The organism is Holophaga foetida DSM 6591, assembly GCF_000242615.2.
GTDB lineage: Bacteria > Acidobacteriota > Holophagae > Holophagales > Holophagaceae > Holophaga > Holophaga foetida.
On the sequence record NZ_KI912268.1, the window covers coordinates 188,531 to 201,607 of the forward strand.

12 protein-coding genes are annotated in these 13,077 nt (G+C 63.4%); 9 read left to right on the forward strand and 3 right to left on the reverse strand.

Annotation, left to right across the window (positions count from 1 at the left end):
• Positions 1 to 18 precede the first annotated feature (18 nt).
• A complete protein-coding gene (gene ttcA / locus HOLFODRAFT_RS18630) occupies positions 19 to 849 on the reverse strand; it encodes a tRNA 2-thiocytidine(32) synthetase TtcA (protein ID WP_005037382.1) in 831 nt (276 codons plus the stop codon).
• Positions 849 to 1,358: an RrF2 family transcriptional regulator gene (locus tag HOLFODRAFT_RS18635; protein ID WP_052572378.1), complete on the reverse strand. Its 510-nt coding sequence runs from the start codon at positions 1,356 to 1,358 to the stop codon at positions 849 to 851. Before HOLFODRAFT_RS18635 ends, ttcA begins: the two co-directional genes overlap by 1 nt.
• Positions 1,359 to 1,501: 143 nt before the next feature.
• Here HOLFODRAFT_RS18635 and HOLFODRAFT_RS0200880 point away from each other — a divergent pair, with 143 nt between their 5' ends.
• Entirely contained in the window at positions 1,502 to 3,547 is a 2,046-nt protein-coding gene (locus HOLFODRAFT_RS0200880; RefSeq protein WP_043485747.1) for an elongation factor G, read from the forward strand.
• Positions 3,548 to 3,553: 6 nt separating this feature from the next.
• Here the strand turns inward: HOLFODRAFT_RS0200880 and HOLFODRAFT_RS18640 are convergent, their stop codons facing one another.
• Complete coding sequence (locus HOLFODRAFT_RS18640) at positions 3,554 to 4,870, reverse strand: immunoglobulin domain-containing protein (RefSeq protein ID WP_005037376.1); 1,317 nt, start codon at positions 4,868 to 4,870, stop codon at positions 3,554 to 3,556.
• A gap of 170 nt (positions 4,871 to 5,040) precedes the next feature.
• On the opposite strand from HOLFODRAFT_RS18640, the gene HOLFODRAFT_RS18645 reads away from it, so the two are divergent.
• From HOLFODRAFT_RS18645 to HOLFODRAFT_RS0200925, 8 genes are read left to right on the forward strand one after another with little or no spacing between them, the layout of a single operon-like run.
• Positions 5,041 to 6,996 carry a DUF4178 domain-containing protein gene (locus HOLFODRAFT_RS18645; RefSeq protein WP_043485748.1) on the forward strand — a complete coding sequence of 652 codons (1,956 nt, stop codon included), beginning with the start codon at positions 5,041 to 5,043 and terminating at the stop codon, positions 6,994 to 6,996.
• Positions 6,996 to 7,175, forward strand: coding sequence for a hypothetical protein (locus HOLFODRAFT_RS0200895; protein ID WP_005037372.1), 180 nt, complete (start codon positions 6,996 to 6,998; stop codon positions 7,173 to 7,175). The genes HOLFODRAFT_RS18645 and HOLFODRAFT_RS0200895 overlap by 1 nt, the downstream gene beginning before the upstream one ends.
• Positions 7,175 to 7,393, forward strand: coding sequence for a DUF350 domain-containing protein (locus tag HOLFODRAFT_RS0200900; protein ID WP_005037370.1), 219 nt, complete (start codon positions 7,175 to 7,177; stop codon positions 7,391 to 7,393). Before HOLFODRAFT_RS0200895 ends, HOLFODRAFT_RS0200900 begins: the two co-directional genes overlap by 1 nt.
• On the forward strand, positions 7,386 to 8,921 hold the full coding sequence (locus HOLFODRAFT_RS0200905; RefSeq protein ID WP_005037368.1) for a polyamine aminopropyltransferase: 1,536 nt from the start codon (positions 7,386 to 7,388) through the stop codon (positions 8,919 to 8,921). The genes HOLFODRAFT_RS0200900 and HOLFODRAFT_RS0200905 overlap by 8 nt, the downstream gene beginning before the upstream one ends.
• Positions 8,921 to 10,540, forward strand: coding sequence for a flavin monoamine oxidase family protein (locus HOLFODRAFT_RS0200910; RefSeq protein ID WP_043485750.1), 1,620 nt, complete (start codon positions 8,921 to 8,923; stop codon positions 10,538 to 10,540). Before HOLFODRAFT_RS0200905 ends, HOLFODRAFT_RS0200910 begins: the two co-directional genes overlap by 1 nt.
• Before the next feature lie 38 nt (positions 10,541 to 10,578).
• Positions 10,579 to 11,418: a pilus assembly FimT family protein gene (locus tag HOLFODRAFT_RS0200915; RefSeq protein WP_280113167.1), complete on the forward strand. Its 840-nt coding sequence runs from the start codon at positions 10,579 to 10,581 to the stop codon at positions 11,416 to 11,418.
• A complete protein-coding gene (locus HOLFODRAFT_RS22380) occupies positions 11,415 to 11,930 on the forward strand; it encodes a prepilin-type N-terminal cleavage/methylation domain-containing protein (RefSeq protein WP_005037361.1) in 516 nt (171 codons plus the stop codon). The genes HOLFODRAFT_RS0200915 and HOLFODRAFT_RS22380 overlap by 4 nt, the downstream gene beginning before the upstream one ends.
• Entirely contained in the window at positions 11,923 to 13,071 is a 1,149-nt protein-coding gene (locus HOLFODRAFT_RS0200925) for a PilW family protein (protein WP_005037358.1), read from the forward strand. The genes HOLFODRAFT_RS22380 and HOLFODRAFT_RS0200925 overlap by 8 nt, the downstream gene beginning before the upstream one ends.
• Positions 13,072 to 13,077 lie beyond the last annotated feature (6 nt).

The window sequence follows — 13,077 nt, forward strand, 5'->3', positions numbered from 1 at the left end:
TGGCATCCGGCCACAAGGCTACTTCCGGTATTCCTCCGGCAGCCCCAGCAGGTTCTGGTCCAGCAGGTGGCTGGTCTTGACGTTTTTCATGGCGTTGAGCATGCAGAACTTGATGTCCGGGGCTGTTTCCCGGAGTTGGGCCACCATCGCCTTGATGTAGGCCCGCTTGGACTCCAGGGTGCTGGCGCCACAGAGGGGGCAGCCGCAGGGCACGATGGGGTAGCCCTTGAGCCAGGCGAAACGGCGGAGATCCTCTTCCTCGATGTAGGCCAGGGGGCGTATCACCGTGTTGGCGCTGTCGTCGCTGGTGAGCTTCACCGGCATGGTGGAGAGGCGCCCTTCGAAGAATTGGTTGATGAGGAGGGTCTCGATGAGGTCGTCCAGGTGGTGGCCCAGGGCGATCTTGGTGTAGCCCTCCCGCTTGGCGTAGGAATACATCACGCCGCGCCGCAGGCGGGAGCACATGGCGCATGGGGTGATCTCGGGCTTCTTCTTCACCATGGTGTTGATGGGGGCGTCCAGCACGAGGTGGGGGATGCCGCGCTCCTCGCAGGCCGCCGCGATACGGTCCGGGTTGTAGCCGGGAAAGCCCGGATCGATGGTCAGGGTGTGGACCTCGAACGTGATGGGGGCTCTGCGCTTGAGGCTCATCAGGAGGTCCACCAGGGCCCAGGAATCCTTGCCCCCGGAGAGGCCCACCAGGATGCGATCGCCGTCCTGGATGAGGCCGTATTCGCTGATGCAGGTGCCCACCTTCCGGCGGAGCCGCTCCTCCAGCTTGGGGAGGGTCTTCAGATCATCAGGGGTGGGAGGAAGGGCAAAGCCCGGCAGGGCACATGGATTGGACATCAGATATCCAGCTCACAGGGTTTGCGCTTCCCTGTTCTGAACTGTTCGCTCAGCTCCTGGGTGTAGTCCGCGCAGGTGCACTCCGGGCAGGCGTTGCTCTGGCTCTCTACGCAAAGGTCAGCCAGGGTGACGGTGTCCATGAAGTTGCTGATGTGGTTCGCGAGCTGTTTCCATAGGATGCGGTTCATCTTGTCGTCATCCCTGAGGGCCGTGTTGGCCTTGCTGGGGTCTTCTTTGGCTACCGCGTAGAAGCCGGGGTCGGTGAGGCGGAGCACGTCCCCCACCGTCACCTGGTTGCAGGGCTGGGTCAGGATGTAGCCCCCCTTGGGGCCGCGGACGCTGGCCACGACGCCGGCCCTCTTCAACTTGTTGAAGATCTGTTCCAGGAAGGGAAGGCTCAGATCCTGGCGTTCGGCGATGAGATGGAGGGGGACCGGCTGGCCGTGGCTGTGGTGAGCCAGGTCGAAGAGGGCTTGCATGGAATATCTGCCGCGGGCCGAGATCTTCACGGGTTCCCCACAATGGTGCGAATCGCCAGTTTATATTTCCTGATTGATTCGGTCAAGATTATCCGCCCTTGCCATTTTCTGTTGCCTTCCTGGCCCCCAGGTGTAAAACGTGGGCGTAACCCACTGACAACACATCAAGGAGAATGATCGTGCCCAAGTCTCCATCTGCTCCTCGCGTCGCGGCCCTGGTGGGGCCGTTCATGTCTGGGAAGACATCGCTTCTGGAAAGCCTGCTCTTCGCGACGGGTTCCCTCCCCAGGAAGGGTTCCGTCCGGGATGGCAACACCGTCGCGGATTTCTCCCCGGAAGCCCGTTCCCGCCAGATGTCCCTCGATGCGGACGTCGCCACCCTGAACTATCTCGACGAGGAATGGAGCTTCATCGACTGCCCCGGCTCCGTGGAGTTCCTTCAAGAGATGACCGGGGCACTGATGGTGGCGGATGCCGCCGTGGTGGTGGTGGAACCCGACCCCAATCGCGCCATGATGGCCGCCCCCATCCTGCGCTTCCTGGACGAGCATTCCATCCCCCACATGATCTTCGTCAACAAGATGGACTCGGCCCAGGCCGCCAAGTATCTCGGCGCCACGGTGGAGGCTCTCCAGCACTGGACCGCCAGTCCCCTGGTACTTCGCCAGTTCCCCCTCATCGAGGGCGAATGCCTCAGGGGCTATGTGGATCTCTCCTTCGAACGGGCCTTCCTTTACAGGGAACACCAGGAGTCGGAGCGGATCGAGGTGCCTGAGTCTGCCAAGGAGGAACTGCAGCACTCCCGCCAGGAGATGCTGGAGAAGATCTGCAGCCTTGACGACGATCTGATGGCCATGCTTCTTGAAGACCGTCTGCCGGGCATGGAGGAGGTCTTCAAAGTCATGCGCCAGGGCTTCCAGGAAGCCAAGCTGGTGCCCTGCATCTTCGGCAGCGCCGAGAAGGATGGAGGGGTCCGCCGCATCCTCAAGCTCCTGCGGCACGAGGCTCCGGAGGCGGCTGTCACGGCCCAGCGCATCGGCATCCCCGCCGATGTGACTCCCCTGGCCCAGGTCTGGAAGACCGTCCATGCCCCCCACGTGGGCAAGCAGAGTTATGTGCGGGTTTGGAATGGCGAGATCGCCGATGGTGCCTCCCTTGCCGGGGTGCGGGTTTCAGGCATCAACAAGCTCTTCGGCCAGAAGCAGGAGAAGCTCACCAGGGCGGTGCGGGGAGAGATTGTGGCCCTTGGACGCCTGGATTCCATCCACACCTCGGATGGCCTGTCGTCCCAGCCCGCTCCCCTGGGCATGGAATGGCCGAAGCCGCCCCAGCCCGTGATCCCCATCTCGCTCAAGGCCACCAAGAGCGGCGAGGAGGTCAAGCTCTCCAGCGCCCTGACCAAGCTGGTGGAGGAGGATCAGTCCTTCCGTCTGGAGCAGAATGCCGAAACCCAGGAGCGCATCCTCTGGGGTCAGGGCGAGATCCACTTGAAGAACGCCGTGGCGAGGCTCAAGTCCAAGTTCAATGTGGAGGTGAATGCCGAGAAGCCCCTGGTGCCCTACCGCGAGACCATCAGGAAGGGCTGCGAGGTCCAGGGCCGCCACAAGCGGCAGACCGGCGGTCACGGGCAGTTCGGGGATGTCCACTTCCGGATCAAGCCCCTCCAGCGTGGCGAAGGGATCCACTTCAGTGAAGAGATTGTGGGCGGTGTGGTGCCCCGGAACTACATTCCGGCCGTGGAAGAGGGGGTCCGGGACTATTGCAGGCAGGGCCCCCTGGGTTTCCCGGTGGTGGACCTCAGCGTATGCCTCTTCTTCGGCAGTTACCACGATGTGGACAGCTCCGACATGGCCTTCAAGACCGCAGCTCGCATTGGCATGACCGAAGGGCTCACCAAATGCGCTCCCACCCTTCTGGAGCCCATCCTGAGGATCCAGATCTCCGTGCCCAGCGAGCACACCTCCAAGGCCCAGCGCATGGTGACGGGACACCGTGCCGGTCAAATCCTGGGCTTTGACGCCAAGGAGGGCTGGCCGGGCTGGGACGTGGTGGACGGCTATCTGCCTCAGAGTGAAATGAATGAACTAATCATAGAAATCCGCAGCCAGACCATGGGGGTGGGCTTCTTTACCTGGGCCTTTGACCACCTCCAGGAATTGGAGGGCAGGGATGCGGACAAGATCGTCGAGGCCCGGCGGAAGGTTCTGGAGGAGGCCTGATTTCTGTTACTCAACAGGGCTGGTCAAGGTTCCCACGACTCCGGCTGTCGTGATGGTGCGGATCAGCCCGTTCTTGTAATCCGTCACATAGGCGATGCCGGAGCTGTCCACACAGATGTTGCTGGGGCGGCTGAAATGGGCTTCAGAACCGCTTTCATCCTCGTTGCCGGATACTCCACTCTCTCCGGCCAGGGTGGATACGGATCCCGAAGTGCTGACCTTCCGGATGGCGTGGTTGTAGGCATCGGCCACCAGGAGATAGCCGGAGGTGTGGAGCGTGATGCCCACGGGCTGGTTGAACCGTGCGCCATTCCCGGTGCCGTTGGCGGTGCCGGTATCTCCTGCATAGCCTGCCAGGGTGGAGATTCCACCACTGCTGGTGATCTTGCGGATGGTGGAGCTCCCATAGTCAGTCACATAGAGGGTGTCGACGTCATCGGAGGTGGAGACGGCGACACCATTGGGACTGCTGAGCATGCTGGAGCTGGTTCCGGGGGACCCGGCGGTACCGGCGAAGGTGCTCACCGTCTGGGATTTGATGTTGATCGCACGGATGGTGTGGTTCCCGGAGTCGGCCACGTAGAGGACGCTATAGGAGGCATTAAAGGCCAAGCCGATGGGGTGGTTGAATCGGGCGCTGAGCCGGTCGCCGTCAACGGTGCCGGAAGCCTCCGCCTGACCGGCGAAGGTCGTGACAGCGCCCAGGGTATCGATCTTGCGGATGGTGTGATTCCCGTAGTCTGCCACGTAGAGGTTGCCGGATGCGTCCAGGGCCAGGCCCTCGGGGCTGTTGAAGGATGCCGATGAGCCTGACTTGTCTTCGGAGCCAGAGATGCCGTCTGAGCCGGCCAGGAGGGACTGGGTGACCGTTCCATCGGAATTGGGAACCAGCTTGCTGATGGTGTGGCGCGTGGCGTCGGAGACATAGAGCGTCTTGGCGCTGTCCACGGCTATGCCGAAGGGCCGGTACAGGGTTGGCACTGGCAGGACAGTCAAGGTTGCGATCTCGCTGGTGACGCTCCCCTGGGAGTTGCTGGCGTACACCGTATAGCCACCGGCATCCGTCAGTTTGGGATCGCTGATGGTGCAGGTGGATTCCGTCTGGCTGCTGATGTTCACGCCATCCTTCTGCCAGACCAGGTCTGGCGTGGGCTTGCCTTTGACACCAGCCTCAAGTTCCGCCGAGCGCCCGACCACAGTGGTGACGCTTTCCGGCTGGGAGGTGATGGACGGAGCGGACTTGGATCCGCTGCAGGCGCTGAAGAATCCCAGGAAGAGGATGCCCAGGGCTCGGGTGGGGAAGAGAATGGGACGCTGGCTCAATGTTTCCTCGAATACACAAGGACTCGGCCCATGGGCTTGGACCGGTCCCGCTCATGCTCCCACGGGCATGGTCGGCGGGAGGCTGTCCCCGCCGAGTGTCATTCAGGGACCGGGGAAGCGATGGATTTGGACCCCTGAACCTGGGATGATCCTGGCATCCTGGTTCCATCATGACCTCCTCCTCCCGATGCCCCACTTGCGGTGCCCCTCTTGGCTTCCGTCCAGGAACGATGGTGGCGGTCTGCAGCTATTGCAAATCTCTTTCCGCCCGCACGGATCGGGACCCCAGGCTCATCGGCAAAATGGCGGATCTGGTGGATACGGGCTCCCTCCTTGCCCTTGGCGCCGAGGGGCGATTCGCCGGGAGGCGCTTCCAGATGGTGGGGCGTACCCAGATGAAGCACCCCATGGGGGGCGTGTGGGACGAGTGGTACCTTGCCCTTGATGACGGTCGATGGGGATGGCTGGCGGAGGCCCAGGGGCGCCTCTATCTGACCTTCCAGCAGGCTCTGAAAATGGCGGTGCCCGGCGTGGAGATGCTTTCCCCGGGGCTGGACCTGGACTTGGGGGAGCAGGGCCGCTGGCAGGTGGTCGAGGTGAGCCGCGGTACCTTCGCCTCGGCTGAGGGCGAAATCCCATGGGAAGTGGCGTTGGGGGGGCAATACCCCTTCGCGGATCTGGCCGGGGCCAACGGGGCCTTCGCCACCTTGGACTACGGGGAGGAAGCCCCCCTTTTCTTCACCGGGCGCCAGACCACCCTGGAGGAACTCAAAATCCAGGCACCTCCCCCGGTGGCGGCGGCTCCCCGTCTAAAGGTCCAGGGGCTTCCCTGCCCCCGCTGCGCCTCTCCTCTGGAGTTGCGGGCCCCGGATCAGACCCAGCGGGTCACCTGTCCATCCTGCGGCAGCCTGCTGGATGCCTCCGAGGGGCGCCTCACCTATCTCAAGTCCCTCCAGCAGCCCCATGTCCGGATGTTCATTCCCCTGGGGGCCGAGGGGCGCCTGCGGGGGGTACCCCTGGTTTGCGTCGGCCATCTGCTGCGGAGCTGCACCCTGGAGGGGGTCCGCTACCCTTGGTCCGAATACTTGATGATGGACCCAAAGGGGGGCTTCTTCTGGCTCATCGAAAGCGATGGGCACTGGAGCTTTGCGGAACCCGTGGCGCCCGGGGAGATCCGCTTCCCCCAGGCCCACCAGCGCACGGTCCAACTCCAGGGAGAGACTTATCGGCGCTTCCAGGACGTCCCGGCGGTCGTGGAAGGGGTCTGGGGCGAGTTCTACTGGAGGGTCGCTCAGGGGGAAACGGCCCAGGTCGCCGAGTTCGTGAAGGCTCCGGTGAGCCTTTCCATGGAGGTGCAGGCCCAGCCCGGCGGCGGTTCCGAGGTGAACTGGACCCGTTCCGATTACATGGAAGGTGCCGAAATCTGGCAGGCCTTCAAGCTCCAGGGCCAGCCCCCGACGCCCACAGGGGTTGCTTCCCACCAGCCCAATCCCCACTGGAAGAAGGCCTGGGAGCTGGGGATGTGGATGGTGGCAGCCCTCGCCCTGATCCTGGGGATCACCTTCTGGGAGACGGTCACCCATCGGGAAACCCTTCTCTACCGGGAGACCTTCAATCTCCAGGAAAGAGTGCCATCGGCCCCGGGGGCGCTCCCTGAACCTGAACTGGTCTTCTTCTCCCAGCCCATCCAGATCACCGACAGCCGGAAGAACCTGGAGGTGAAGCTCACTGCTCCCGTGAACAACAGTTGGATTGGCGTCGAAGGGGCTTTGGTGAACGAATCCACCGGACTGGTGGAACTCTTCGAGGTGTCTTCCAGCTACTATCACGGTTCTGACAGCGACGGGCCCTGGACCGAGGGTTCCCCCGTGGGAACGGTCTACCTCTCGGCGCTGCCCGCGGGGACGTACGTTCTCCGTCTGGCCCCCTCCTGGGAGAGCAAGCAGGCCCCGGTCAGGGCCATGACTGTGGAACTGCGAAGTGGCATCGTGCGCTGGGCCTATGTCCTCCTCGCCTTCCTGGCGGCGCTTCTGGTTCCGGTCTTCCAGGTAATCCGGGCCTTCTCCTTCGAGAGCCGACGCTGGGCTGAGAGCATGTATTCCAGCCAGAATGCAGGGGAGGATTGATGCGCACCTTCTATCTGATCTGTCTCGCCGGGGGGCTGGGCCTTCTTGGGGGGAATGGCTTCTTCGGCCGGGAGTTTTTCGGTGACCGCAAGCGCATGGAGCTACCTCCGAGCGTGCGTCAGACCCCAGGGGGCTATCGTACCTTCCTGCACAATCACGGATTCCGAGGAGGCAAGTGATGGAAACCTATGTTCTCTTGGGGCACCTCAAGACCGCCGCGATCTTCTGCTTCCTGGGACTGGTCATTCTCGGGGTTGTATGGCTCTTCCTGATGAAGGTGCTTCCCTTCTCTCTCCGCAAGGAGATCGAGGAGGACCAGAACACCGCCCTCGGGATCGTCCTGGGGGCCCTGATCCTGGGGATCTCCATCATCATCGCTGCGGCCATCCATGGTTGATCCGCAAGTCGGGACCGAGGAACCCCTCAAGGCCCCTCTCATCTTCATCAGCGTCTTCCTGATCGCCGCCTGCGGGCTGATCTACGAACTGGTGGCCGGGACTCTCTCCAGTTACCTCCTGGGGGATTCGGTTCTCCAGTTCAGCACGGTCATCGGGGTCTACCTCAGCGCCATGGGCCTGGGTTCGTACCTCTCCAAGTTCATCTCCCAGGGGCTGGCCCAGCGCTTCGTAGACCTGGAGCTGGCGGTGGCGGTGGTGGGGGGCCTCTCGGCGCCCCTCCTCTTCCTGGCCTTCGCCCAGACCCATGCCTTCCGGGTGGTGCTCTACGGCCTGGTGACGGTCATCGGGACCCTGGTGGGCCTGGAGATCCCACTGCTGATGCGGATCCTGCGGCATCAGGTGCGCTTCAAGGATCTGGTGGCCCAGGTCCTGACCCTGGACTACATCGGCGCTCTGGCGGCCAGCCTCCTCTTTCCGCTGCTGCTCATGCCCAAACTCGGCTTGGTGCGCACCTCCCTGGTCTTCGGCCTTCTGAACGCCGGGGTGGGGCTTTGGACCACCTTCCTGCTGCGCTCCCAGCTTTCGGGCATCGTGATGTTGAGGGTGCGTTGTGCCGTGGTGATGGTTCTGCTGGGCCTGGGTGTCATGGGTGCCAACCGCTTCACCCTCTCGGTGGAGGAGGAGATCTTCACCGACGAGATCGTCTACGCCAAGGACAGCCCCTACCAGCGCATCGTCCTGACCCGGGGGCGAGGCAGCTTCCAGCTCTTCCTCAATGGCAATCTCCAGTTCAGCAGTGCTGACGAGTACCGCTACCACGAGGCCCTGGTGCATCCGGCCTTTGCAGCCAGGCCCAAAGCGAAGCGTGTCCTGGTATGCGGGGGCGGGGACGGTCTGGCGGTGCGGGAGGTCCTCAAGCACAAGGATGTGCAGCAGGTGGTGCTGGTGGACCTGGACCCCGTCATGACCCGCCTGGCCAGGGAGATGCCCATGATGCGGGAGCTGAACGGCGGGAGCCTTTCGGATCCACGGGTGAAGGTGGTCAACGCCGACGCCATGGTGTGGATTCTGGAGGATCGCAGCGAGGCCCCCTTCGATGTAGCCTTGGTGGATTTCCCAGATCCCAACAGCTACGCTGTGGGCAAGCTGTACACCACCCGGTTTTACCGTTCTCTCAAGCGGCGTCTGGCAACCGATGCCGTGATCTCCGTGCAGAGCACCAGCCCCCTCATGGCCAGGAAGTCCTTCTGGTGCATCAACAACACCATCGAGGCCGCAGGTTTCCAGACCCGGGCCTACCACCTGGCGGTGCCCAGCTTCTCGGTCTGGGGCTTCGTCCTGGCCAGCCCCGCGCCTCTGGAGCTTCCCCGGCACACGCTTCCCGATCTCCGGCACCTCTCGGACGAGAGCATGGCCGCCATGTTCGCCTTCCCCAGGGATATGGAGCGCCTGCCCACCGAGGTCAACCGCCTGGACAACCAGGTGCTGGTGCACCTCTATGCGGCGGAGTGGAAGCGGTGGTCGTGATGAAGCGTCGCACCTTCCTTTCTGCTGCGGCATCCCTGCCTCTCGCTTCCTTGGCCTGCGGGAAGAAGAAGGCTCCGGAGATCCCCTGCGCCTTCGCCGGTCCTTCCCTGGATCTGGGCCACGCCCTTCGGGAAGGGGTGCTCCCGCTGCCTGACTCTTACGAATCGGTGCCTGTTCTCATCGTGGGGGGTGGCATCGCCGGGCTCAGCGCGGCCTGGAGACTGGAGGGGGCTGGCTTCAGGGACTACATGCTCCTGGAGATGGAGGATGAGCTCGGGGGCACCAGCCGCGCCGGAGGCAACGCCATCAGCTCCTTCCCCTGGGGGGCCCACTATGTGCCTGCTCCCACGAAGGAGGTCCGTGCCCTGGTGCGGCTCCTGGACGAAGCCGGGGTGCTGGAGGGCTATGACGCCAAGGGCGAGCCTATCTTCGCCGAGCAGCACCTGGTCCATGCCCCGGAGGAGCGCATCTTCGACAAGGGGCAGTGGTGGGAGGGGCTCTACCTCCACCTGGGGGAGAGCCCCGAGGAACGCCGTCAGTACCACGCCTTCTTCACCGAGGTGAACCGCTGGGTGAAGTGGCGGGACCGCCAGGGCCGACCGGCCTTCGCTCTGCCGCGCTTCCGGGGCTCTGATGCCCCTGAGGTGCGTGCTCTGGATCGACTCAGCTTCGCCCAGTGGCTCGACGAGCGGGGGCTCACCTCGGAGCGACTGCGCTGGTTCCTGGACTATGCCTGCCGCGACGACTTCGGGGGCCGCCTGGAGACCGTCAGCGCCTGGGCCGGGCTCTTCTATTACGCCTCCCGCAAGGAGGGGCCGGGGGAGGAGAGCCGTCCTCTCCTGACCTGGCCTGAGGGCAACGGCTTCCTGGTGAATCATTTGGCGTCCCGCTGCCAGGGACGCCTCCGTACCGGTCTCGCCGTGACCCGCCTCAGCCCCGTGCCCGGAGGGGTTGAGGTGGCGGCCTGGGATGCCAAGCGGGGCAGGGCCCTGGGCTGGAGAGCCCGGCAGATCATCTTTGCCGGTCCCGTGGCCATGGCAGGGCGCGTGATCCCGGACCTGGCCCTGATGCGGGGAAAGGAGCACTTCCAGGCCTTCCAGGCCAGTCCCTGGCTGGTGGCCAACCTCACCTTGCGCCAGCGCCCCCGGGAGAAGGGCTTTCCCGTGGCCTGGGACAATGTCATCCGGGATAGCCCCGGACTGGGCTACGTGGTCGCCACTCACCAGACCCCCCGCGACCGGGGTCCTACGGTCTGGACCTACTACCACCCCTTTACCGGGGAGGACATACGCAGCGAGTGGATCCGCATGCTCATGATGGATCCGGAGGCCTGCCGGGAGCTGATCCTGGGGGATCTGCGGAAGGTCCATCCCGACATTGATGCCTGCGTCACCCGCATTGATGCCATGCGCTGGGCCCACGCCATGCTCCGTCCCAGGGTGGGGTTCCTCTGGGGCAGGGAGCTGGAAATGGCCCGCCAGCCCTTTCATGGCATCCACTTCGCCCACTCTGACTTATCCGGCTTCGCCCTTTTCGAGGAAGCCCAGGACCACGGATTGCGGGCGGCGGAGGAGGTGCTGGGGGCCTTGGGGCGGCGTGGGGGGAGCTGGCGCAGCTGAATGGCATCCGACGGTTGGGCGGTTCATAAAGCTGTTTTGTGGCATCGGTTTGTCGTTTCGGCCTGTGGTTGTTATCCGGGAGGGGCCGGGGCTGCAAACTTACTGGGAACCAGAGGTTCATCAGGAGGTGCCCCATCCGCATCCGGTTTCGAGCCAGTAATGCATCCACTCTGCCGACCTCGTGCAGGCATGGCTATTCGCTGATCGAATTGCTGCTTGTGCTGGCAATCGTCGGAATACTGGTCATGGCCGGTGTGTCCAGGCTCGGCAGCCGCTCCTCCGGGGCTGTGCGTGCGACCCTGGATGAATTGGAAGGTACCCTCTCGGCTGCCCATAAACGTTGTGTGGCCACTGGCGGGGATGTCACCATCGCAGTCCAGGGCGAATGGGCTAGCGGCAACCCCTTTCTGCTGGCCTACGGGGACGCCACGACCCAGGCCGGCGTGGCCGTTTCCAGTTCGACGATCCTTGCCCAGGGCCTGACATCCTCGGAAGCCTATCGTTTCCTTCCGAAGAACCCCAACTGCCTCCATGCCGGGGTGGTGGCGGCCGGAAGCGGGTGGTGGTCCGTGGCCGCTTCTGGCAACACGGCCCTTTCCACCGTTGAGCCCTTCAAGAATCAGGATGCGTTCAAGTCCCTTCTCAGTGATCCCAGTTCGGATGCCGCAAACCTATCGAACCTGGGGTCCGTGAAGATCAGCGGCGTTAACAAGCGCTTCAATTCATCCTTCTACATCGCCGTGGTGGGTATCCGGAACGGCAATGCCATTCCGGGTGGCCCCATGGGCTTGATCGTGGTCCTGAACAATGGAGCCACGATCTACAAGTTCTACAACCCTGGCGTCAGCGAGAACAATGACGCATGGAGGAAGCTGTGACACAACGGCGGCTCCCCAACCGGCAGGCTGGTTTCAGCATGGTAGAGATGCTGATGGCGGCTTTCATCCTGGCCATCGGCCTTCTGGGGCTGGCCATGCTCCAGACCATGTCCCTCCGAGCATCGCGGGGGGGCAAGAGCCTTCACACGGCCGTCCAGGTGGCAGAAAGGGTGATGGATCAGATCGAGATGGAGGGGCGGCTCGGCTGGCTCAACATCACCGACAGCAACTATTCCACCCCCGGGACGCTCTCCCAGCTCCAGTTCATCGGCAAGGGGACGACGGTTTATCTCGGATTCGATGCCGCGGGCGTGGCCACCACTTCGGCTCCCGTGTCGAGCAAGCCTAGCGCCTTCTTCGTTGCCGCTGCCTCCGAGGGGGCGGCTGTCACCGGCAGCACGGGGAAATACTCGGACTACACCGTCACGGTGACCTTTGCAGATCAGACGGATGCCAGCGGGTCAGCCATCACCCGGACCGTGACCCTTACCAGGCGGGTGCTGCATGGCTGATGTCCGCCCATCACGTGGCTTCTCCCTTGTCGAACTGCTGGTGGCGCTTGTCTTCACCATGCTCCTCATGACCGGTATGGCATCGGTGTTCAAGGCCAGCCTTGGGACCTTCTACGGGAGCGGAGAAAAGCTTTCGAGTGAACGCCGCAACCGCATGTCCATCGATCTCATCGGCGAAGACCTGAACAACGCTGGCATGTACCTCGCGGACCTTGCCACGCCTCCATCCGTCAGTTCCGATGTCCCTCCCTTCCGCCTCGTTCCCAATCCCAGCACCATCAGTGGGGTCACCCAGGGGGCGGATGAGCTTTACTTCTACATGGACGAACCCCTCCCCTTCGAGGGGACCCTTTCGAGCAGTGCTGCTTCGGTCAAGACCGCAGCGGAACTGGTGGCTTCGGAAAGTGCCGCTTCCGCTTCCGACTACACCTATACGGTGGATTGCCAGGAATCCTCCTACGCCAAGATGGTAAAGGTCGGGCAGACCTTCATCTTCAAGGACTCCTGGGACAGCGGCTATGTGAGTTCCGTGTCGGCGTCGGGTTCCGCGGTCACGGTGGTGGCAGGAACCAACTCCTCGGCTTCGATCACTGGCAGCGGTTCTTTGGGGATCCCCTCCAAGGCCAAGCACCTCACCGGCAGCGGCGTGATGTTCATCAAGCCTGCCCAGCTTGTCAAATACAGCATCCAGCTTCTGAAGCTCGACCCCGATCCCGAGAACCGCAATCCCAATGGCATCCCGTGTCTGGTGCGGGACCAGGGGGCCTACAGCACCTCTGGCTTCACGGCGGACACGACCCTCAGGCAGATCGTGAGCGAGAATGTCACGGGTTTCCGGGTCTATATGAGCGCCGATTCCGGTCGGAACTGGATCGGTGGCAGCGCTTACACCACCTGGGCCGCGATCCGGGCAGCCATCGATTCCCAGTTGGCGACGGTGGGGCGCGCGGACTACACCACCACCCAGAACAGCGAACACTGGTTCCGCTCCATTCCGGTGATCGTGAGGGTTGATGTGACCACCCGGACTGCTAATCCTCGGACGGAGTTCTCGGACTCCGCCACGCCCACGCTGGCCTACAAGGAACAGACCCAGAGTCTGGTCATGGTGCCGCGCCACTTCGGCCTGTCGATGAATTGAAGGGAG